Below are 21,782 nucleotides of genomic sequence, written 5' to 3'. Positions count from 1 at the left end.
CTTTGAAGGCAGCTCTTATTTTTTTATAAAAAAAAAGATTACTAAACCAATTAACACAAATAACGCAACAACCCCAACCAGTAGTAACAAACCTATTAAACTCATAGCCCGACGCTCTCTCCTCTCCGATCAGGTTTCACTTTATAACAATTGTATCATTTGTTTATAGCTCCTGTGATGAGAGTGTACGACAGATTCGCTACACTCTATGACGCCCGCTAAATCAAACATCCTAAACAGAAAAAACACCAAAAAACAGGGAAATCCTGCCTTTCAGTGTTTACACTACATTATTTCCCTGCTAACTCTTTCAATGCATCAGCTTTATCCGTTTGTTCCCACGGTAGATCAATGTCTGTACGGCCGAAGTGACCGTATGCAGCTGTTTGTTTATAAATTGGGCGGCGCAGATCAAGCATTTTGATGATGCCTGCTGGACGAAGGTCAAACAGTCCACGCGTAAGCTCAACAAGTTTACTTTCCTCGACTGTGCCTGTTCCAAATGTATCGATAGAAATCGATACAGGTTGTGCAACACCGATTGCATAAGCAAGTTGCACTTCACATCGATCTGCAAGTCCTGCAGCGACAATGTTCTTCGCAACATAACGTGCCGCATATGAAGCCGAGCGGTCCACTTTCGTCGCATCTTTCCCAGAAAACGCACCGCCGCCATGACGCGCATAACCACCGTACGTGTCAACGATGATTTTACGGCCAGTAAGACCTGCATCTCCTTGAGGTCCCCCTATTACGAAGCGGCCAGTTGGGTTGATGAAGTACTTCGTGTCTTCATCGATTAAATCAGTTGGTACAACCGGGTTTATGACGAATTCTTTAATATCACGCTGAATTTGCTCAAGTGTTATTTCAGGGTGATGTTGCGCTGAAATAACAATTGTATCGATGCGTACTGGTTTATTGTTTTCATCATATTCAACAGTCACTTGTGTTTTTCCATCTGGACGCAGATACGTAAGGGTTTCATCTTTGCGTACTTGTGCAAGTCGGAATGATAATTTATGAGCTAGGCTAATTGGTAACGGCATCAGTTCCGGTGTTTCATTACAAGCGTAACCGAACATCAAACCTTGGTCACCAGCTCCAATTGCTTCAAGTTCATCATCTGTCATCGAACCTTCACGCGCTTCAAGTGCTTGGTCAACGCCTGCAGCGATGTCGGCTGATTGTTCATCGATCGCAGTCAAAACTGCAGATGTTTCCCAATCAAATCCGTATTTCGCGCGTACATAACCAATTTCTTTAACAGTTTCACGCACAACTTTCGGGATATCGACATATGTTGTCGTCGTAATTTCTCCTGCAACGAGGACAAGTCCTGTTGTAATTGTCGTTTCACATGCAACACGTGCATTTGGATCTTCTGCCAATATAGCATCTAGAATAGCATCCGAAATTTGGTCACACATTTTGTCCGGGTGTCCTTCAGTTACCGATTCTGAAGTAAATAGTCGGCGATTTGTCATGTTATTTCCTCCTTATATCCTACGAGATTGATACGGTACTCATATGTCCCATGTAGAGTCTTTTCTAAATGAAAAGACTACAAGCCATTGCGAGCTCTATACACGAGGATTAAGGGCGATATCATATAAAAAGCCCTTCGCTCACGTAATAATACATGAGGAAAGGCATGATTTCATAAGCACCTTTCACTCTTATCATACAAGGACTGTGCCTTGCTACAGGTTTGGCACCTTCGCGCAGACAAAACGTCTGTGCAGGTTGCCGGGTTTCATAGGGCCTGACCCCTCCACCAGCTCGGGATAAGAGTATCCGTTCAACTATATATGCTACGAAAAATCTTGTTGCATGTCAAATCTTTTTACCCATTTTGCGTATAAATCCTTGAGGTTTGAATTAGTATAGATTATTATTCTTAATGTGTTATACTAATTCAATAATGTGATGACACCCAATTGATTGGGACTATATGCAAAGGACGGTACATACTTATGATATCTGCGAAAATTAGTGATGACCTCAACAAACTTCTTTCTGGGAAAAATGTAAAAGTTCAACTTTCAGTTCCACAACTTGTTGAAAAAGCGATTTCACGTGGTGAAGCTCAATTGACATCAGACGGAGCGGTTACAGCTCAGACAGGCAAATATACAGGTCGTTCACCTAAGGACAAATACATTGTTGAGGAAGCGTCCTCCAAAGACAAAATCGATTGGGGCAACGTCAATCGTCCAATCTCTTCTGAAATTTTCGATTCATTATATAATAAAGTAATTACTCATTTGAGAACAAAAGACGAACTGTTCGTCTTCAAAGGTTTTGCAGGCGCAGATCCAGCTTCACGACTATCCATTCAAGTTGTGAATGAATTTGCATGGCATAACCTGTTTGTTCACAACTTGTTCATCCGCCCAACTGAAGAAGAACTAGTACAACATGAATCACAATTTACAATCGTTTCGGCTCCTTCATTTAAAGCTGATCCTGTGGTCGATGGTACGAATTCAGAGACATTCATTATCGTATCAATGGAAAAACGTATTGTTCTTATCGGTGGAACTGAATACGCTGGCGAAATGAAAAAATCAATCTTCTCAATCATGAACTACTTACTTCCTGAAAATGGAATTATGCCGATGCACTGTTCGGCAAACGTTGGTGAAGACGGTGATGTTGCCCTATTTTTCGGTCTTTCTGGAACAGGTAAAACAACACTTTCGGCAGATGCAAACCGTAAATTAATCGGCGATGACGAGCATGGCTGGTCTGACACTGGTGTCTTCAATATCGAAGGCGGTTGCTATGCAAAATGTATTAATTTATCACAAGAAAAAGAACCTGAAATTTTTGGTGCAATTCGTTTTGGTTCCGTACTAGAAAACGTTGTCGTCGATCCGGAAACACGCATTCCTGACTACGATGATGGTTCATTAACTGAAAACACGCGTGCAGCTTATCCTATCCAAGCAATTGATAACATCGTTGACCCTTCTGTTGCTGGTCATCCGAAAACGATTGTATTCTTAACGGCAGATGCGTTTGGCGTGCTACCTCCAATCTCGAAGTTAACAAAAGAACAAGCAATGTATCACTTCCTAAGCGGGTTCACTTCGAAGCTTGCCGGAACTGAGCGTGGTATCACATCACCTGAAGCAACGTTCTCAACGTGCTTCGGTTCACCTTTCCTTCCACTTCCAGCGACAGTATACGCTGAAATGCTTGGGAAGAAAATTGATGAACATGATGCACAAGTATTCCTTGTTAACACAGGCTGGACTGGCGGTGTCTACGGCGTTGGTAAGCGTATGGATCTTAAATACACACGCACTATGGTACAGGCAGCTCTTGCTGGAGAATTGAACAACATTGAAACAGAAACTAACGGCGTATTCGGCCTCGAAATGCCTACATTCATTGAAGGTGTTCCAACAGAAGTGTTGAACCCGCGCAATGCATGGGCAGACGGCGAAGCATACGATGTAAAAGCAAATGAATTGGCAAACATGTTCCATGAAAACTTTAAAAAATTCGGTATGGTTTCTGAAGAGATTACGCTTAAAGGCGGACCGATTGCATAATTTTCAAATTAAACAGTGTAGCACATTGAATGTGCTACACTGTTTTTTTGTACCTTGGATTTGTAATTGTAAAAATGGAGTTGTAACTGCAACTTATTTCGTCTAATTGCAACTTTGGCGTTTTAATTGCAAACCCGTACTTCTAATTGCAACTTCATTTTATTCAAAAAACCACTCATTTTTCTTGTCTTCTCATCCAACTACATAAATCGCGTACAAGTTGTGCATTCATGACAGGCGGTATGAAGTGTGTATATTCAGGGAAATACCATGTCTCATATACTTTTTTATGTTCATGCAGTGCGTTTTCAAGCAAAACTGCTTGTTGAAATGACACGTTCTCGTCGATCATGCCATGAATGATGAGTACGGGAGCATCAATTTCATCCACGCGGAACAGCGCCGTACGGTTTCTGTATTCATCCGGCATGTTATTCGGTGTCCCGCCGATAACTCTTTTCATCATCCGCCGCATATCTTTCCGTTCTTTATATGTAAATACGATATCGGATACGCCAGACCATGTAACTACCGACGTAATATCTTCACGTAAAATTGCTGTCCAAAGAGCCATTATACCGCCCCGTGAAAATGCAAACAAGTGAATTTTTTCCACGTTTGTCTTCGGATTTTGCTTCAGCACATCAACGGCATTCACCGCATCCTGACGATCGGCCCCAGCAAACTCATCCCGTCCCTCGCCTCCACGGTTCCCCCGATAATAAGGAGCGAAGACAACAAATCCTTGCGAAGCAAACTGTGCAATTCGGGCAGGACGAACCATACCGATATGCTGCATGCCCCCTCGCAAATAGATGATGCCTTCGTAGTTCCCTTCTGTAATTGGTTCTGCCATGAGTCCCTTCACTTTTAACCCATCTGAAAAATATGTAATTTCTTCAAGCGAAACATGTGGATTTGGAGACGGATAGGGCCTTCTATGAATGATCGTACCATCATGACTCATGCTCTTCCACCCACTTTCTTAATGTTTCCATGCCTGTGTTTTTCATAAGGAAACTCAATTCTTCACACTGGTCAAGCTCTTCATTAGTCATCCACATAGCTCCTTCTGTTTCGTAAAGGGCTGGATGCTCATCGATTTCCGCAACTTTCCCTGTGAATACAGCTTTGCAAAATGTACTATTACTTCGAACGACATACTCTGCAAATTGCACAAGATCCGTAATTTTCACACCTGTTTCTTCAATCGTTTCGCGTATAACTGCCTCCTCGATCGTTTCTCCATGCTCTGCTTTACCACCTGGAAACTCAACGCCTCGAACTAAATGCCGAGTCAGTAACCATTTACCATTATGCTTGAGGATAACAAGGACATGCCGAGCTGGCATTCCAAATTGGTTTTCTCCGAAAGTCAGCTCAACACGACCACCATTAACATCATTGAAAATAAGCATTGCACTCACGTCCTTTCAACCAGTGTAGCGAAGGACAGCAATCCTTTCAACGAAAATACGGAAGCTTTTCGATAAATCGCTTCGACTTATCATCTGTAAATTCATGAATGAGCGCATAGATCTTCATCGTACGTTGATCGACGTTGAAATTGTTCCGACCATAATGATAGGGCAAAAACGGTAAATGTGACCTAAGGAAGTTTCGGAATTCGAGTTCATCTATCTGACTAAATAACCGATGAAAAACAGGAACATACTGACTTTCTACATTAACCTCATATTCCCACGGTGAATCATCTGGGTAATGGTATACTTGCTGATTTACGACAGAAACGTACATTTTGTATTTCTCCATGCTACACCATCCTTTTTTCTTTTTAGCATGGCTTAGTATGAAAAAAGCATGCATCCCCTTTTACTGGAGATACATGCTTTACCGCAATTTACGCTTGTACGTCAACCGAAGCTCCCTTATGAGGATGGGCTGCAACAGACTGATTAGATAAACTTTTCAACATATCTGTTGCCGCTGCAGTATTCATTGCAAGTGCATTATTTAACACACTCAACTGAACAGTCGATTGCAAACTTCTCAATTGACTTGCCATGATGGAGCTCATATCCATTTGCCATCACTCCTTCCACAAGCTTATTATCGGCATTTTTCTAGTATTTTTAATGAAAAATGATTACTTATTATCTTCACCCAGGAATGCATTCAGCATCCATTGATGTTTTTCGATACTTTGATATGTCGCGTTCAACAAATCTTCCGTCATATCGTCGCCATCTTTCGCAGCCAGCTGCATGCCTTTTTTCAACGATTTCATAATTTCACCGAAATCATTTACGACAGTTTTCACCATGCTGTCTTCTTTTTCATCTCCCGTTGCTTCTTTCACAACAGATTGTTCAAGATGTTCTTTCAGCGTTGCTACAGGATCTCCGCCAAGTGTCAAAATACGTTCTGCGATTTCATCCATATGTAACGTCGCTTCATTATAAAGTTCTTCAAACTTTACATGTAACGTGAAGAAATGATGACCTTTAACATACCAGTGATAGTTATGGAGCTTCGCATACATAACCGACCATGTAGAAACTTGGACATTCAATTCATTAATAAGTTCTTTCGACATATAAATCTCTCCCCTTATTGTTAAATATAATTCATCTCTCTGTTAATTTACCACCGAAGCATCTACAATAAACATCGAGGCATTAATAAGGAGTTTTTTAAATGAAAAAGATTTTAATTGGCTTTATTAAACTATATCAAAAAGTAATTTCACCCCTTACACCACCTTCATGCCGTTTCTATCCCACTTGTTCTCACTATGGGATTGAGGCAGTCGAAAAGCATGGAGCACTAAAGGGTTCATGGCTTGCGGTACGTCGAATTTCAAAATGCCATCCGTTCCACGAGGGTGGATTTGATCCTGTACCAGACAATGATATGCATAAAAAGTGATCTTTTTAGATAGAACGGTTTGACATAATTGTCGAGCCGTTTTTTTCGATTAAAAGAAATTCGCTTATTTAGTTGCCAAATTAGAAACACTCTTGTATGATAAAAAAGTCAGTTACACAAATCGGAATGATTACTATTAATAATACGGAGGATATATCTAATGAATAAGAAACTTTTTTTCATCATGTCATTACTAACAATTATGCTACTTAGTGCTTGTGGCGCTAAATCCACAGAAAACTCGGAAACTGGGACAGAGAAATTGTCTATTTATACAACAGTATACCCGCTTCAATACTTTACAGAACGAATCGGCGGCGATTACGTCGATGTGAAATCCATCTATCCTGCTGGCGCGGATGAACATACTTTTGATCCTACACAAAAAGATATGATGGGACTCGCGGACTCGGATTTGTTTTTCTATATAGGACTCGGCCTTGAAGGTTTTGTGGAAAATGCAGAAAAAACCATGAAAAACGAACATGTAAAAATGGTTGCAACAGCAGAGGCAATTCCTGATGAGATGCTAGACGAAGGTCATAGTGATGAAGGTCACGACGAAGATGCTGAACATGATGAACATGGACACGAAGGTCATGATCATGGGGGAATTGATCCCCATGTATGGATCTCACCACTGCTTAGTGTCGAACTTGCAACTTCTATCAAAGATGCATTGATTGCATCAAAACCTGAAATGAAAGACGAATTCGAGAAGAACTTTGAACAACTGAAAGTAGAACTTGTCGAACTCGATAGCAAATTCAAAGAGATGGCTTCCACTGTCCCTTCCAAAACGTTTTTTGTTTCACATGCATCATTTGGTTATCTAGCCGATTCATATGGACTGGAACAAGTCGCGATTGCGGGACTGAACTCACAAAGCGAGCCGTCACAAAAGCAATTAGCACAAATTGTCAAAGAGGCAAAAAATCACAACATCCACTATGTACTTTTTGAACAGAATGTATCATCTAAACTAACTAATGTCGTGCGGAAAGAAATTGGTGCTGAATCACTCATGCTCCACAATCTTGGCGTATTGACAGTGGATGATGTAAAAAACAACGAAGACTATTTTTCTTTGATGGAACAAAACATTGAAACGCTGAAGAAAGCGTTAAGTGGAAAGTAAATGAAGAAAGGTTGTCCCGTATACCAGATTTAATCTGGTATATGGAACAGCCTTTTTGTTTTTGCTGTGACAGTTTGGAGTTGCCCTTACAGTTTAATCATTTGACATGACAGTTAGCGCAATTGCCCTTACAGATTGATGACTTGCCATGACAGTCCAGAGTTGCCCTCACAGTTTAATCTGTTGCCAGGACAGTTAACGCAATTGCCCTTACAGATTGATGACTTGCCGTGACAGTCCAAAGTTGCCCTCACAGTTTAATCTGTTGCCAGGACAGTTCAAGCAGTTGCCCTTACAGTTTGAGGAGTTGCCATGACAGTTCAGAGTTACCCTCACAGTTTAATCTGTTGCCAGGACAGTTCAAGCAATTGCCCTTACAGATTGAGGAGTTGCCGTGACAGTTTGACTTTAATTTCGACTTCAACCTTACTCCAAATCCACTGACTCTTTCAATTTGCGACGCAATAACTTATTTGACCCGTTACGCGGCAGTTCATCTACGAAGCGGAATGATTTCGGTACTTTGTAACGCGCCAATCGCTCTTCACAATACGCTATCAAATCAGCTTCTTTCACATTTCCTGACACTACGACAAACGCAACTGGGACACTTCCCCACTCGGAATGTTCTTTCCCGCAAACGCCTACCTCTCGAATATTCGGATGCGCTATCAGTACATTTTCAATTTCAGCAGGGTAAATATTTTCTCCTCCTGAAATGATTAAGTCGGATCTTCTATCGACGATATACAAATAACCTTCCGAATCAAGATAACCGATATCACCTGTTGGAAGCCAGCCATTTTCCAATGGATCCACTTTGGAAAAACGACCAATATATCCAGGTGTCACATGTGAACCGCGTATAAATACTTCACCTTTTTCACCTGGCGTTTCTGTATCTTTGATTTTGATTTGATTGAAAAACAATGGTTTGCCTGCTGAACCCATTTTCCTCATTGCATCACTTGCTGCTAAGGTCGCTGTTTGCGAACTAGTTTCTGTCATGCCGTACGTTTGGAGAACAGGAACTTCAAGTACTTTTGCCCGCTTCAAATAATCGATTGGAACGGGGCCACCACCTGCCAGCATTGATTTAAATGATGAATGTGCGACACTATTATCCTTTTCCAGTTCACGCAGAACTTTATCCAATGTAAGAGATACAACAGACATCCGTGTGACGGACCCATCCCTTACCGCAATCGCCGACTTGACCGCATCAAACTTCTCATGCAACTGAACCTCATTTCCGTATAGAACAGAACGAACGAGAATCGAGAACCCGCTAATATGAAATAAAGGCATCGCACAGAGCCAGACATCGTCTTCATCAAGCCCTAAATTTAGAACAGACGACAGTGCACTCGAGACGTGATTACCTGCAGTCTGACGGACCCCCTTCGGAAATCCTGTCGTGCCCGATGTATACATAATCGTAATGGTTCTGTCTGATTGCCAACTTTCCTGGATGACAAAAGCCTGTTCCGCACTTTCTTTGATCGTAGAAAATAGTAGCTGACGTACCGGCGTATCGGCAACAACACTACTCAGTTCATTCGACACAATTACCGTATTGGCGCCTGAATCATCCAATTGATATGCGATTTCTTTTTTCGACAACCGACTGTTTAGCATAACAATCTCAAGGCCGGCCAGCATACATGCATGAATGATGACTACCATTTCAGAATTGGAGGACCCAAGCAAGGCGATCCGTTCCCCTTCATTTAAACTGTTAGCCCTCAATTTTCGTGCAAGAACCACAGCATCATCTTTTAACTGTGCGAATGTCCACTTTTCCTCTTCGAACGATAAAGCTATTTTATCAGGCGTTAAATAAGCCCGTTGCATTAACCAATTTGGAATCATGCCATCACCATCCATTCAGAAAAAGCTGCCCGATTAGAGGCAGCTTTCTTAGTTTTTATCCAGTTTGATTACTGTCTAGGCTTCAGGCGCCAGCCCCTTGAGTCGCTTCAGTCTTGCTGAAAAGGCAAAGTACGCCTTTATCTTCAAGACTTCCAGCGCTTGTCGGGGCTAAACGGCGCCTTACGCTTTTCTTTAATCAAGGAAAACGTGGGAATTGTCCGAAGTCCGGTTTGCGTTTTTCTTTGAATGCATCGCGGCCTTCTTTCGCTTCGTCTGTTGTGTAATAAAGAAGTGTTGCGTCGCCAGCCAATTGTTGAAGACCAGCAAGTCCGTCCGTATCCGCATTCATTGCCGCTTTCACGAAACGAAGTGCCGTAGGGCTCATGCCAAGCATCTCTTCACACCATTGGACCGTCTCGTCTTCCAGTTGTTCATAAGGAACTACTGTATTGACTAGACCCATGTCGAGTGCTTCCTGTGCGTTGTATTGACGGCAAAGGAACCAGATTTCGCGCGCTTTTTTATGGCCAATGATTCGTGCCAAGTAGCCCGAACCGTAACCTGCGTCGAATGAACCGACTTTAGGTCCTGTTTGTCCGAAAACTGCATTTTCTGCTGCAATCGTCAAATCACAAACGACATGAAGAACATGTCCGCCGCCGATTGCATATCCTGCAACCATTGCCACAACCGGTTTTGGAATAACACGGATTAGACGCTGTAAGTCCAAGACGTTGAGACGTGGAATTTCGTCGTCTCCTACATAACCGCCATGCCCTCGTACGGATTGGTCTCCGCCTGAACAGAATGCTTTCTCGCCTTCGCCTGTTAAGACGATGACTCCAATGCTTTGGTCGTCCCGTGCTCGTGAAAATGCGTCGATTAACTCCGATACCGTTTTAGGACGGAATGCATTGCGCACTTCCGGACGGTTGATTGTTACTTTTGCAATCCCGCCATACTGTTCGTATTTGATGTCTTCGTATGTACGTATCGTTTCCCATTGACGTGTCATAGTGATCCTCCTCGATTTTTCAACTCTGAAATATGCTCCTCTATCATTGTAGCAAATGTAGCCGGTTTTTCCACATGAATTGCATGTCCAGCATGTTCTATCGTTTCGTGGCGGACATTAGGGAAATCCCTCTGCATTTCCCGGGAAATATTTACGAACTTCGTGTCGAGTTTTCCCGTTATGAGCAAAACCGGAAGATTGACTGTTCCTAGGCTCTTCCAATAAGAAGCTTGGCTACCTGTTCCAATACCACGTAAGCTGTTCGCAAGGCCTATTTCACTCTGACTAAGCCGTTCATTCCTCACTGCCAGCTGCTTTTCTTCCGACAAAGTCTTCTGAGACGCGAACAAGGGAATATTTCCCCAGAAATCGATGAATGCCGGCAATCCGTCCCTTGTGATTCTGTCTGCCAGCCGCCTGTCAGCTGCTTGTCGTTCTTCTCTTTCCACTTCCGTCTTCAATCCTGGAGAAGAACTCTCGAGAATCAATGACGAGACCCGCATTGGATGTCGCACCGTATAAGCCAGTGCAATACGTCCCCCCATTGAATAGCCAACTAAGATGAATTGATCAAGAGAAAGCTCAGTAAACAGTTCCTCAAGGTCCTCTACTTGCTGATCCATAGAGTAGCGGCCAATGTCTTCCGGAATAGTCGATTTGCCGTGTCCCGTCAAATCGACAGCTATTGTCTGGTAGTTACCTTTTAGCAACTTTGTAATTTCACGCCATGATGTGGTGCTCCCCGTAAAACCATGTAGAAATACGATGACAGGTAGATTTTCTCCACCTTGGATTTCCACATGCATATTAATTTCACGTATACAAATAGTCTTTTCATTCATTACGATCAAGCCTGTCCGTGATTTGCTTCCATAGGTCTCGGTGCGCTTTCACATTCGCTTGACGATTCGTGAACACTTCGATAATACGCACTGGTTTTTCCTTCGCTTTATCGAGCTCCATTCCGAACTCTTCTGGCGTGTGGATTGCCGCATACTGCGCATCATACATCGCAGCAATGTGGCCGAATGTTAAGCCTGTTGGTGTGCCAAACAGCTCTTCGAAATGATTACCTGCATCAGCTTGCGGAAGGTACGAGAATATTCCACCCCCATCGTTATTAATAATGACAATGGTTAAATCTGCCTCGTGGAAACGAGTAACAATTAATCCGTTGATATCATGCAAGAACGATAAATCGCCAATTAACAGCCATGTTGGACGCTTTCTTGCCGCCTGGATACCGAATGCTGTCGATACAACACCATCGATACCATTCGTCCCGCGATTCGCAAAAATTTTAATATCCTTATCCGTCTTCCTGAAGAACGTGTCTACATCACGGATTGGCATGCTGCTGCCACTTACGAGGTCGCTCTCTGTGGGAAGGTGCTCAAATAATGTTTTTGCAAATATCCCTTCATCGCCAGCAACACCCTCATACTTATTTGTAATCGCTGATGCCGCCTCATTCGCCATTGTCCACAACTCTGTATAAGATGTCTTCGGTTTATCCACAATAATTTTCATGACTGTTTCGGATGAAGTCTGGATATGATGCGTAACGACACCGAGCGAATCCCTAAATTCCGGCGATTCATCCACCGCTATAACTGTAGCTGGTCTTACTTTTTTCAAGTAAAGCGAAAGCGGCTTCGCTACTGGCTGTGCACCAAAACGAATGACAGTATCAGGTACGACTTTCTCTTTGAATGCATCACTTTTTAATAGCGCATCATAATGATCAATACAGAGCGCTATGCATTGTTCAGGTACTTCCGTGCGAAGATTTGATAGCGGATCGCATAATACTGGCCATTCCAGTGCTTTGGCAAAGTTCCAAAATGCTGCTTTATCGAACCCTATCGGCATTTCACCAGCAATGATGAAGCCTTTTTCCGACGTTGCAAGCAACTGTGAAATTTGTTGGGCAGTAGATGCATCCAAACTGTCTACACTTTTAAATCGTTTTTTGAAAGTCATTTTCGGCGTTTCCCGATTAAAATCGATCAGAAGTGGTTCCCGGAACGGCACATTTAAGTGAACGGGTCCGCGTGGAGCTGTAGTCGCAACTGACAGTGCACGGCTAATATGGCGATCAATAAAGTCTTCGATATCCGGATTGTTTTCAGCAAGTGGGAAATCTACACTATATTTCACATGCTTACCATACATTCGAATTTGATCGATTGCCTGTGGCGCACCGACTTCCCTTAATTCATGCGGACGGTCAGCCGTGATAACAATAAGAGGAATACGCGCATAATACGCTTCTGTTATAGCAGGATGATAATTCGATGCTGCAGTACCTGACGTACAGAGAAGGACGACAGGATTATCGGATGCCTTCGCCAAACCTAATGCAAAGTAGGCAGCCGATCGTTCATCGACTTGCATATAGACATCAAGGCCTTTTGTTGAAGCGAAAGCGTAAGCCAGTGGTGTCGAACGAGAGCCTGGACTAATAACTACCGTTTTCACATCAGCCATCATCAAAGCAGCAGTCATTCTACGAACATAATCAGTCAAAACTGTACGGTTATCCATTCAGTTTTCCTCCAAGCGCCCGCATAACCGGTCTGAATTTCACCCATGTTTCATCGTATTCTTTATCTGGTTCAGAGTCTGCCACAATTCCTCCACCTGCGTATAAGTACGCACTATTGCCGTCAAGAAGTGCGGAACGGATTGCCACAGCGAATTCACCATTTCCAGCAGTATCTGTCCAACCAATTGGTCCAGCATAATAACCCCGATCCAAGTTTTCCTCAGAACGAATCATTTCCATCGCTATATCAGTTGGGACACCGCCTAGCGCCGGTGTCGGGTGAAGTGCTTGAACCAAACTAAAAATATCAGTTCCTTGTTCAACTTTTCCTTCAACTGGCGTAAACAAATGCTGAATATCACGGACTTTCATCAGTTTCGGTACTTTCGAAATTTTGATGTCTGTGCAAAATGTCTTAAACACTTGTGAAATCATATTAACGACATATTGATGCTCTTCTCGATTTTTTCTATCTTCAAGAAGTTCATCGCCAAGTTCGCGGTCTTCAGTTGCCGACTTGCCTCGTTTAATGGAACCCGCAACACATGCCGAATACGCACGGCCATTTGATATTTCAATTAAACGTTCAGGTGTAGCACCAAAAAATAATTGGCCGTCTTTTTGCAATCCAAAGTGATAACTTTCCTGCTGTTCATTTGATATATGATGAAGTGCAGTGACAGCCGGCACGTCATCTGCAAAGTTTAGTTTAACCGAACGTGCAATTACTACTTTTTCAGCTTCACCATTGTTAATTTTCTTTGTGACATCTGCAACGGTTTCCAGATAATGTTCTTTCGAAAGTTCCTCTATTGACACAACTTCCGGTTTTGTAAGCAGAGCGGATTCCTCGACTTGCGCGATATGAATTAGACGGTCTCTTTCATCCCTTAACTTCTCAAACTGTTCTGCCCCATCGTTGCTTTTTGTTACGAGGTTAATGGAAATTTCTGTCTTACCATTCGTAATCGACAACTGGAAAGAAGGTACAACGAAATGGGCCGATGGAAATGCATCCCACTCTGATTGCTTAACACTTTTCGGATCAAACGAGAAACCTCCAAAAAGAACAGGTTCCCGATCATTTTCTTCTTTAATAAGCGAACTACATAATTTTTTCCAACTTGTTGAAATATGTGTGAAACGATCATTCGTTCCATCACTTGTTAATACCGTAGCATGTCCAATACCAACAAGCGTTAAAGTTTTATCTGCATTTTGCCAATAGAAACGTTCATCTTTGTAACACGAATCTCCTGCTTCAAAAAACGCAAGTGGTGAGATTCTCCCCGCATCGACAGTTTCTGTAAAAAAACGCAGCTCATTCTGCCTAACATTTAATTGAGATTCACGGGTAGCGGTCAACTTCCGATTCATTATTTTCCCTCCGTACATTCATTCGACTGATTTAAAACAATACCTATAGTCTATCATACCGAATCAATGTCGTTTCAGCACATAATAAGCAGTCCATATGTTCACTCCACCCATTTTGGAGTACAATAGATAGGGTCATTAAAAGGATAGGGAGAGAGCCAAATTGCAACAGACAATAAAAGCGGATAAAGGCTGGCGTATTTGGTGGCAGCTTACACGTCCACATACACTAACGGCAGCCTTTGCACCTGTATTTCTCGGTACCATGATTGCACTAACTTACGGAAAATTACATTTTCCTTTATTCATCGCCATGCTCGTCGCGAGTGTTTTCATCCAAATGGCAACGAATATGTTCAATGAATATTATGATTTTAAAAGAGGACTTGATACAGAACAGTCCATTGGGATCGGCGGTACAATCGTCCGTAATGGTGTAAAACCAAAAACCGTGTTGAATCTTGCCTTTATGCTTTACGGGATTTCCGTCCTTATTGGTATCTATATATGTATGGAAACCTCATGGATGCTCGCAGTCGTCGGGATCCTGTCAATGATGGTAGGCTACTTTTATACTGGAGGACCGTATCCTATCGCCTACACGCCATTTGGAGAACTGTTTTCCGGTGTTGTCATGGGAATGTTACTTATCCTTATTGCGTTTTATATCCAGACAGAAACAGTAACGACAGAAGCGGTTCTGCTATCTATCCCAAGTATGTTGCTAGTCGCAGGTATTATGCTAGCAAATAATATACGTGATTTAGAAGGCGATAAGGAAGGCGGACGAAAAACACTCGCTATTCTTGTGGGCCGCTACAACGCAATTACAATCCTAATGCTATTTTTCATTATTTCCTATGGCTGGATTATTGCAATGATTCTCTTCGGTCATCTTACTCCATGGGCACTGCTTGTATTTCTTAGTGTCAAAAAGCCGATTGGAGCGATTACTGTGTTCCGAAAAAATCACATCCCAATACATGTGATGCCTGCGATGAAAAACACTGCAGTTACGAACACTTTATTCGGCTTACTATTAGGGATCGGAATACTCATTGGGCATCTGCTCTAACTAATAAAAAAAAGCGTAAAGCCTCGATTTAACTCGAAGCTTTACGCTTTTTCTGATTTATATGTTTAGATGGAACGAAATAAAGGAAAGTTAAGTAACGATAGTCAACAATCTGTACTTTTGTTTATTAAGTACGGTGTGTATGTGCAGACTAATGCCATTACTAAAAAGGACGTGACAAAACTTGTTGAACGATAAACAAAAAGCCACTCTAAAAAAAGAACTATATGAAATGAAGGATCACTTAACAAAAACAGAAGAAGAAACAGATATTAAGGAAAGTGCACAAGAAGCTGCCGGCGAGCTATCGATGTATGACAATCATCCCGGTGATATGGGTACAGAACTGTTTGAAAGAGAGAAAGACATGGCTTTAAACGTTCATGCTGGCTCTGAATTAGATAAAGTAGAAAGCGCCTTACAAGCGATGGTGAACGGTTCTTATGGGAAATGTGAAGTGTGCCAAAAAGATATACCATTTGGGCGACTTGAAGCAGTTCCTTACACAACCCTTTGCATCGACCATGCGACTGAGCAAGAAATCCCCAATGATCGACCTGTCGAAGAAGATACGCTTACCATGGCCAACCCAAATTCATTTTCCGGAGCGGCCCGGGATGGCGAAGACAGCTTTCAGGAAATCGCAAAATCTGGAACATCAGAAACCCCTTCCGATTTCAGCGGAGATCACGATGACTACAATACGTTATACGACAGCGGAATTTCAGATGGTGCAACCGAAGAATTTGAAGAATTCACAGGAACCGATATAAATGGAAAGTCACGCGGTTTCATCAGGTCCGATGCCTCAGAGAAATATGAAGCGGAACTGGATGATGAAGGAATCGAATCCCCTCTCGGAGATATTCCTTATCATGAAAAAGATAGTTATATAGAGGATCAGAAGAAGTGAAAAGAAACACCATAGGCCATTGCTTATGGTGTTTCTTTTCAGGATATTTTAGCTCACGTATGTTAATTAACCAAAATTAACCAGTAAATGATTTAATCAAACACTAGGCGCTGCGTGTGCAGTTGCCTTTGAGTTGCCTTTGAGTTGCCTTTGAGTTGCTTTAGATAGAACGACCTCTTTACTATTATCGAGATATCTTGATGTGTAGGGATGCGACTTCGTAGCACCCTACACATTTTTCGGGAATCGTTTGGTGGTTATCCATCCGTTGCTCTCCAAAGGCATAAGTACACGAAATGCTTGAGCTTTTTGGGACGAAAGAATAGCGGGGCTTCTTAACTGGATAAAAGCCGCCAAAGATATTATTTTGGCGGCTGAAGTCTTCTCCATAGTCTTGTCTTTTTTATTTAAGAATGAAACAGAACTCCTACCAATATCGCTTCGACGCTGGATGGTCTATATGAGAAAGAGCATTTCATTAGCTGTGATGAAATCTGCAACCTGGAGTACGTCTTTCTTGACTATAAGTAGTATCAACTAGTAATCACCTTATAATCTCGGCATATACATCTCAAAATCACATTTCTCTCGATAATGAACACCCTAGTGCAGGCGCGGCAAAGGGGTCGCCGAAGCCGTGAGACTGGATGCGAAGCGATATCCAGGCTTACGGTGAAAGGCATCCCCAAAGCGTCAAGCGTTCTACAATCCACACCCCTAATTACAACTCTCTCCTTATTGAGCGCCACAGTAGATTCAATGGGATTCTTTAATTCAACATATATAGTGAGAATTTAAGTGAACTAGAAAACTATATATAAACAAATTAAAAAGTAGCTTTACAAGTTCATTAAGAACTTGTAAAGCTACTTTTATGTATGACCCCTACGGGATTCGAACCCGTGATACCGCCGTGAAAGGGCGGTGTCTTAACCGCTTGACCAAGGGGCCAAATTATATATGGCGGAGAAGGAGGGATTCGAACCCTCGCACCGCTTTCGCGATCTATACCCTTAGCAGGGGCACCTCTTGAGCCGCTTGAGTACTTCCCCATATATAAATGGCTCCGCAGGTAGGACTCGAACCTACGACCGATCGGTTAACAGCCGATTGCTCTACCACTGAGCTACTGCGGAATGGTGGGCCTAAATGGACTCGAACCATCGACCTCACGCTTATCAGGCGTGCGCTCTAACCAGCTGAGCTATAGGCCCTTTTTGGAGCGAGTGAAGGGAATCGAACCCTCATCATCAGCTTGGAAGGCTGAGGTTTTACCACTAAACTACACTCGCATAACAATGGTGGCTCAGGACGGAATCGAACCGCCGACACAAGGATTTTCAGTCCTTTGCTCTACCGACTGAGCTACTGAGCCACGTATTTAGTTTACATTAAGTCGTTAACTTATTCTAAACCTTATAGTATTAATAAAAATGGCGGTCCCGACCGGGATCGAACCGGCGATCTCCTGCGTGACAGGCAGGCATGTTAACCGCTACACCACGGGACCATTTGGTTGCGGGGACAGGATTTGAACCTGTGACCTTCGGGTTATGAGCCCGACGAGATACCACTTCTCCACCCCGCGACAACAATATAAGTACTATTTAATTTCACCACTAGTTAAAAATGGAGGAGGTAGAGGGATTCGAACCCCCGCGGGATTTGACTCCCCTGTCGGTTTTCAAGACCGATCCCTTCAGCCGGGCTTGGGTATACCTCCATGGCTGTATATAATAGTGGTGGACCTTGCAGGACTCGAACCTGCGACCGGACGGTTATGAGCCGTCTGCTCTAACCAACTGAGCTAAAGGTCCTTTAAGATGGCGGCAGAGGGGATCGAACCCCCGACCTCACGGGTATGAACCGTACGCTCTAGCCAGCTGAGCTACGCCGCCAGGATCTTTATTGAAATTGTGTTGGTGGAGCCTAGCGGGATCGAACCGCTGACCTCCTGCGTGCAAGGCAGGCGCTCTCCCAGCTGAGCTAAGGCCCCATTATAGCTGGCAATTATTAAAGCACAAATCTACTTAAAATGGTATATTCTTTAAGCGGCGAATCTGCTTAAAAAGCTTAATGGTCGGGAAGACAGGATTCGAACCTGCGACCCCTTGGTCCCAAACCAAGTGCTCTACCAAGCTGAGCTACGTCCCGAAGAATTATAAAGTTTAAAAACATAATGGTGCGCCCGGCAGAAGTCGAATCCACAACCTCCTGATCCGTAGTCAGGTGCTCTATCCAATTGAGCTACGAGCGCATATAAGTGAAAAGTTATTAATGCCGAGAACCGGAATCGAACCGGTACGGTAGTCACCTACCGCAGGATTTTAAGTCCTGTGCGTCTGCCAGTTCCGCCACCCCGGCAAAAATATGGAGCGGAAGACGGGATTCGAACCCGCGACCCCGACCTTGGCAAGGTCGTATTCTACCACTGAACTACTTCCGCATTATAAGTGCGGGTAAAGGGAGTCGAACCCCCACGCCCGAAGGCACTAGATCCTAAGTCTAGCGCGTCTGCCAGTTCCGCCATACCCGCAATATAAATTATGACACTAAGTCATAAAAATGGTGAGCCATGCAGGATTCGAACCTGCGACCCTCTGATTAAAAGTCAGATGCTCTACCAACTGAGCTAATGGCTCGAAAAGTGGTGCCGGAGAAAGGACTTGAACCCTCAACCTACTGATTACAAGTCAGTTGCTCTACCAGTTGAGCTACTCCGGCTAATAGTTTTCATTATAAATAAAATGGTGGAGGATGACGGGCTCGAACCGCCGACCCCCTGCTTGTAAGGCAGGTGCTCTCCCAGCTGAGCTAATCCTCCTGGGTATAAGTGCGACAAACTTCAGTTGTTCGTCCTATTCATAAACCTATGTAATAATTGTTACAAGACCGGCGACGTCCTACTCTCACAGGGGGAAACCCCCAACTACCATCGGCGCTGAAGAGCTTAACTTCCGTGTTCGGGATGGGAACGGGTGTGACCTCTTCGCAATCGTCACCAGACTTGTATGGTCTTTTCTCAAAGACAATAATTATTATAACATATCATCTAATTAATTGCAAGTACTTTTTTTATGAACGGTACTTATTCGTTCAAAACTGAATAAAACAGACATTGTGCTACACAGAATCAGGGTAATCAAGCCCTTTTCAAAATTGGTTAAGTCCTCGATCGATTAGTATCCGTCAGCTCCACACGTCGCCGTGCTTCCACCCCAGACCTATCAACCTCATCTTCTTTGAGGGATCTTACTTACTTGCGTAATGGGAAATCTCATCTCGAGGGGGGCTTCATGCTTAGATGCTTTCAGCATTTATCCCGTCCATACATAGCTACCCAGCGATGCCTTTGGCAAGACAACTGGTACACCAGAGGTATGTCCATCCCGGTCCTCTCGTACTAAGGACAGCTCCTCTCAAATTTCCTGCGCCCGCGACGGATAGGGACCGAACTGTCTCACGACGTTCTGAACCCAGCTCGCGTACCGCTTTAATGGGCGAACAGCCCAACCCTTGGGACCGACTACAGCCCCAGGATGCGATGAGCCGACATCGAGGTGCCAAACCTCCCCGTCGATGTGGACTCTTGGGGGAGATAAGCCTGTTATCCCCGGGGTAGCTTTTATCCGTTGAGCGATGGCCCTTCCATGCGGAACCACCGGATCACTAAGCCCGTCTTTCGACCCTGCTCGACTTGTAGGTCTCGCAGTCAAGCTCCCTTATGCCTTTGCACTCTACGAATGATGTCCAACCATTCTGAGGGAACCTTTGGGCGCCTCCGTTACTCTTTAGGAGGCGACCGCCCCAGTCAAACTGCCCGCCTGACACTGTCTCCTGCCCCGATAAGGGGCATGGGTTAGAAGTCCAATACAGCCAGGGTAGTATCCCACCAACGCCTCATCCGAAGCTAGCGCTCCGGAATCCAAGGCTCCTACCTATCCTGTACAGGCTGCACCGGAATTCAATATCAGGTTACAGTAAAGCTCCACGGGGTCTTTCCGTCCTGTCGCGGGTAACCTGCATCTTCACAGGTATTATAATTTCACCGAGTCTCTCGTTGAGACAGTGCCCAGATCGTTACGCCTTTCGTGCGGGTCGGAACTTACCCGACAAGGAATTTCGCTACCTTAGGACCGTTATAGTTACGGCCGCCGTTTACTGGGGCTTCAATTCGAAGCTTCGCTTGCGCTGACCTCTCCTCTTAACCTTCCAGCACCGGGCAGGCGTCAGCCCCTATACTTCACCTTGCGGTTTTGCAGAGACCTGTGTTTTTGCTAAACAGTCGCCTGGGCCTATTCACTGCGGCTCTCTCGGGCTTTAACACCCTACCAGAGCACCCCTTCTCCCGAAGTTACGGGGTCATTTTGCCGAGTTCCTTAACGAGAGTTCTCTCGATCACCTTAGGATTCTCTCCTCGCCTACCTGTGTCGGTTTGCGGTACAGGCACCTCCCGCCTCGCTAGAGGCTTTTCTTGGCAGCGTGAAATCAGGGACTCAGGGATAAATCCCCTTGCTGTAACAGCTCAATGTTATAGGAACGGGATTTGCCTCATTCCACACCTCACTGCTTAGACGCGCATAACCAACAGCGCGCTCACCCTATCCTACTGCGTCACCCCATTGCTCAAACGGCGGGGAGGTGGTACAGGAATATCAACCTGTTGTCCATCGTCTACGCCTTTCGGCCTCAACTTAGGTCCTGACTAACCCTGAGCGGACGAGCCTTCCTCAGGAAACCTTGGGCATTCGGTGGAAGGGATTCTCACCCTTCTTTCGCTACTCATACCGGCATTCTCACTTCCAAGCGCTCCACCAGTCCTTACGGTCTAGCTTCGACGCCCTTGGAACGCTCTCCTACCACTGACATCTAAGATGTCAATCCACAGTTTCGGTGATTCGTTTAGCCCCGGTACATTTTCGGCGCAGCGCCACTCGACCAGTGAGCTATTACGCACTCTTTAAATGATGGCTGCTTCTAAGCCAACATCCTGGTTGTCTGGGCAACGCCACATCCTTTTCCACTTAACGAATACTTGGGGACCTTAACTGGTGGTCTGGGCTGTTTCCCTCTCGACTACGGATCTTATCACCCGCAGTCTGACTCCCAAACATAAATCATCGGCATTCGGAGTTTGTCTGAATTCGGTAACCCGGGATGGGCCCCTAGTCCAAACAGTGCTCTACCTCCGAGATTCTTAAGTTTGAGGCTAGCCCTAAAGCTATTTCGGAGAGAACCAGCTATCTCCAGGTTCGATTGGAATTTCACCGCTACCCACACCTCATCCCCGCACTTTTCAACGTACGTGGGTTCGGGCCTCCAGTAAGTGTTACCTTACCTTCACCCTGGACATGGGTAGATCACCTGGTTTCGGGTCTACGACCCCATACTC

The 21,782-nt window shown here is 44.2% G+C and carries 16 protein-coding genes, 20 tRNA genes, 2 rRNA genes and 1 riboswitch (1 of these 39 only partly in view); of the genes, 5 read left to right on the top strand and 33 right to left on the bottom strand.

From position 1 onward, the window contains the following. Nucleotides 1-290 precede the first annotated feature (290 nt). On the bottom strand, nucleotides 291-1,487 hold the full coding sequence (metK, locus tag H7992_RS06020; RefSeq protein ID WP_067206517.1) for a methionine adenosyltransferase: 1,197 nt from the start codon (nucleotides 1,485-1,487) through the stop codon (nucleotides 291-293). Between the two features lie 189 nt (nucleotides 1,488-1,676). After that, nucleotides 1,677-1,794: riboswitch (SAM riboswitch) on the bottom strand. Nucleotides 1,795-1,976: 182 nt separating this feature from the next. Between metK and pckA the strand changes: the two genes are divergently transcribed. Beyond that, complete coding sequence (gene pckA / locus H7992_RS06015; RefSeq protein WP_187046941.1) at nucleotides 1,977-3,563, top strand: phosphoenolpyruvate carboxykinase (ATP); 1,587 nt, start codon at nucleotides 1,977-1,979, stop codon at nucleotides 3,561-3,563. Between the two features lie 175 nt (nucleotides 3,564-3,738). Here pckA and H7992_RS06010 read toward each other — a convergent pair whose 3' ends face one another. The 5 genes from H7992_RS06010 to H7992_RS05990 form a co-directional block, all read right to left on the bottom strand. Continuing rightward, nucleotides 3,739-4,530 carry an alpha/beta hydrolase family protein gene (locus tag H7992_RS06010; RefSeq protein WP_187046940.1) on the bottom strand — a complete coding sequence of 264 codons (792 nt, stop codon included), beginning with the start codon at nucleotides 4,528-4,530 and terminating at the stop codon, nucleotides 3,739-3,741. Further along, nucleotides 4,520-4,981: an NUDIX domain-containing protein gene (locus H7992_RS06005; protein ID WP_067206508.1), complete on the bottom strand. Its 462-nt coding sequence runs from the start codon at nucleotides 4,979-4,981 to the stop codon at nucleotides 4,520-4,522. The genes H7992_RS06010 and H7992_RS06005 overlap by 11 nt, the downstream gene beginning before the upstream one ends. 46 nt (nucleotides 4,982-5,027) lie before the next feature. Then, entirely contained in the window at nucleotides 5,028-5,336 is a 309-nt protein-coding gene (locus H7992_RS06000) for a transposase (RefSeq protein WP_231885774.1), read from the bottom strand. Between the two features lie 88 nt (nucleotides 5,337-5,424). Beyond that, nucleotides 5,425-5,607: a putative motility protein gene (locus H7992_RS05995; protein ID WP_067206503.1), complete on the bottom strand. Its 183-nt coding sequence runs from the start codon at nucleotides 5,605-5,607 to the stop codon at nucleotides 5,425-5,427. A gap of 63 nt (nucleotides 5,608-5,670) precedes the next feature. Beyond that, entirely contained in the window at nucleotides 5,671-6,120 is a 450-nt protein-coding gene (locus H7992_RS05990; RefSeq protein WP_067206501.1) for a Dps family protein, read from the bottom strand. Between the two features lie 101 nt (nucleotides 6,121-6,221). Here H7992_RS05990 and yidD point away from each other — a divergent pair, with 101 nt between their 5' ends. Together yidD and H7992_RS05980 are read left to right on the top strand one after the other, a co-directional pair. Beyond that, nucleotides 6,222-6,452 (top strand): membrane protein insertion efficiency factor YidD, encoded by a 231-nt coding sequence (yidD, locus tag H7992_RS05985; protein WP_067206498.1) that lies wholly within the window; start codon nucleotides 6,222-6,224, stop codon nucleotides 6,450-6,452. Between the two features lie 160 nt (nucleotides 6,453-6,612). Next, nucleotides 6,613-7,590 (top strand): metal ABC transporter solute-binding protein, Zn/Mn family, encoded by a 978-nt coding sequence (locus tag H7992_RS05980; protein WP_187046939.1) that lies wholly within the window; start codon nucleotides 6,613-6,615, stop codon nucleotides 7,588-7,590. A 426-nt stretch (nucleotides 7,591-8,016) separates the two neighbouring features. On the opposite strand, the gene H7992_RS05975 is transcribed toward H7992_RS05980, so the two are convergent. From H7992_RS05975 to H7992_RS05955, 5 genes are all read right to left on the bottom strand, one after another. Continuing rightward, nucleotides 8,017-9,462, bottom strand: a complete 1,446-nt coding sequence (locus tag H7992_RS05975; protein ID WP_187046938.1) for an o-succinylbenzoate--CoA ligase — start codon at nucleotides 9,460-9,462, stop codon at nucleotides 8,017-8,019. Between the two features lie 196 nt (nucleotides 9,463-9,658). Beyond that, the gene (gene menB / locus H7992_RS05970) at nucleotides 9,659-10,477 is read right to left on the bottom strand and encodes a 1,4-dihydroxy-2-naphthoyl-CoA synthase (RefSeq protein WP_067206491.1); all 819 of its coding nucleotides are present in this window, start codon (nucleotides 10,475-10,477) and stop codon (nucleotides 9,659-9,661) included. Then, the gene (menH, locus tag H7992_RS05965; protein WP_187046937.1) at nucleotides 10,474-11,319 is read right to left on the bottom strand and encodes a 2-succinyl-6-hydroxy-2,4-cyclohexadiene-1-carboxylate synthase; all 846 of its coding nucleotides are present in this window, start codon (nucleotides 11,317-11,319) and stop codon (nucleotides 10,474-10,476) included. Before menH ends, menB begins: the two co-directional genes overlap by 4 nt. Continuing rightward, a complete protein-coding gene (menD, locus tag H7992_RS05960; protein WP_187046936.1) occupies nucleotides 11,312-13,024 on the bottom strand; it encodes a 2-succinyl-5-enolpyruvyl-6-hydroxy-3-cyclohexene-1-carboxylic-acid synthase in 1,713 nt (570 codons plus the stop codon). The genes menH and menD overlap by 8 nt, the downstream gene beginning before the upstream one ends. Further along, nucleotides 13,017-14,402: an isochorismate synthase gene (locus tag H7992_RS05955; RefSeq protein WP_187046935.1), complete on the bottom strand. Its 1,386-nt coding sequence runs from the start codon at nucleotides 14,400-14,402 to the stop codon at nucleotides 13,017-13,019. Before H7992_RS05955 ends, menD begins: the two co-directional genes overlap by 8 nt. 163 nt (nucleotides 14,403-14,565) lie before the next feature. On the opposite strand from H7992_RS05955, the gene H7992_RS05950 reads away from it, so the two are divergent. Further along, nucleotides 14,566-15,477, top strand: a complete 912-nt coding sequence (locus H7992_RS05950; RefSeq protein ID WP_187046934.1) for a 1,4-dihydroxy-2-naphthoate polyprenyltransferase — start codon at nucleotides 14,566-14,568, stop codon at nucleotides 15,475-15,477. Nucleotides 15,478-15,661: 184 nt separating this feature from the next. Further along, on the top strand, nucleotides 15,662-16,390 hold the full coding sequence (locus H7992_RS05945; protein WP_187046933.1) for a TraR/DksA C4-type zinc finger protein: 729 nt from the start codon (nucleotides 15,662-15,664) through the stop codon (nucleotides 16,388-16,390). An 879-nt stretch (nucleotides 16,391-17,269) separates the two neighbouring features. On the opposite strand, the gene H7992_RS05940 is transcribed toward H7992_RS05945, so the two are convergent. From H7992_RS05940 to H7992_RS05835, 22 genes are all read right to left on the bottom strand, one after another. Further along, nucleotides 17,270-17,341: transfer RNA gene (locus tag H7992_RS05940), tRNA-Glu, on the bottom strand. A 10-nt stretch (nucleotides 17,342-17,351) separates the two neighbouring features. Further along, nucleotides 17,352-17,442: transfer RNA gene (locus H7992_RS05935), tRNA-Ser, on the bottom strand. Between the two features lie 9 nt (nucleotides 17,443-17,451). Next, nucleotides 17,452-17,526, bottom strand: a tRNA-Asn gene (locus tag H7992_RS05930). A 1-nt stretch (nucleotide 17,527) separates the two neighbouring features. Continuing rightward, nucleotides 17,528-17,604: transfer RNA gene (locus tag H7992_RS05925), tRNA-Ile, on the bottom strand. A gap of 4 nt (nucleotides 17,605-17,608) precedes the next feature. After that, nucleotides 17,609-17,682: transfer RNA gene (locus H7992_RS05920), tRNA-Gly, on the bottom strand. A 7-nt stretch (nucleotides 17,683-17,689) separates the two neighbouring features. Further along, nucleotides 17,690-17,765, bottom strand: a tRNA-Phe gene (locus tag H7992_RS05915). A 59-nt stretch (nucleotides 17,766-17,824) separates the two neighbouring features. After that, nucleotides 17,825-17,900: transfer RNA gene (locus H7992_RS05910), tRNA-Asp, on the bottom strand. Nucleotides 17,901-17,903: 3 nt separating this feature from the next. After that, a tRNA-Met gene (locus tag H7992_RS05905) sits at nucleotides 17,904-17,978 on the bottom strand. 42 nt (nucleotides 17,979-18,020) lie between these two features. Then, nucleotides 18,021-18,113: transfer RNA gene (locus H7992_RS05900), tRNA-Ser, on the bottom strand. A gap of 17 nt (nucleotides 18,114-18,130) precedes the next feature. Then, nucleotides 18,131-18,207 (bottom strand) — tRNA-Ile (locus H7992_RS05895). A gap of 7 nt (nucleotides 18,208-18,214) precedes the next feature. After that, nucleotides 18,215-18,288: transfer RNA gene (locus tag H7992_RS05890), tRNA-Met, on the bottom strand. Nucleotides 18,289-18,310: 22 nt separating this feature from the next. Next, nucleotides 18,311-18,386: transfer RNA gene (locus H7992_RS05885), tRNA-Ala, on the bottom strand. Nucleotides 18,387-18,467: 81 nt separating this feature from the next. Then, nucleotides 18,468-18,544: transfer RNA gene (locus H7992_RS05880), tRNA-Pro, on the bottom strand. Between the two features lie 26 nt (nucleotides 18,545-18,570). Beyond that, a tRNA-Arg gene (locus H7992_RS05875) sits at nucleotides 18,571-18,647 on the bottom strand. A 21-nt stretch (nucleotides 18,648-18,668) separates the two neighbouring features. Next, a tRNA-Leu gene (locus H7992_RS05870) sits at nucleotides 18,669-18,754 on the bottom strand. Nucleotides 18,755-18,761: 7 nt separating this feature from the next. After that, nucleotides 18,762-18,836 (bottom strand) — tRNA-Gly (locus tag H7992_RS05865). Between the two features lie 8 nt (nucleotides 18,837-18,844). Further along, a tRNA-Leu gene (locus H7992_RS05860) sits at nucleotides 18,845-18,926 on the bottom strand. 30 nt (nucleotides 18,927-18,956) lie between these two features. Then, nucleotides 18,957-19,032, bottom strand: a tRNA-Lys gene (locus tag H7992_RS05855). A gap of 6 nt (nucleotides 19,033-19,038) precedes the next feature. Continuing rightward, nucleotides 19,039-19,114, bottom strand: a tRNA-Thr gene (locus H7992_RS05850). 24 nt (nucleotides 19,115-19,138) lie between these two features. Further along, nucleotides 19,139-19,214, bottom strand: a tRNA-Val gene (locus H7992_RS05845). A 66-nt stretch (nucleotides 19,215-19,280) separates the two neighbouring features. Continuing rightward, a 5S ribosomal RNA gene (rrf, locus tag H7992_RS05840) occupies nucleotides 19,281-19,396 on the bottom strand. Between the two features lie 153 nt (nucleotides 19,397-19,549). Then, nucleotides 19,550-21,782, bottom strand: a 23S ribosomal RNA gene (locus tag H7992_RS05835) (it continues 699 nt past the right edge of the window).

Source organism: Sporosarcina sp. resist, from assembly GCF_014302295.1.
Taxonomy (GTDB): domain Bacteria; phylum Bacillota; class Bacilli; order Bacillales_A; family Planococcaceae; genus Sporosarcina; species Sporosarcina psychrophila.
The sequence above is the reverse complement of the archived record's forward strand: the minus strand, read 5'-3'. Positions and strand labels throughout refer to the sequence as shown.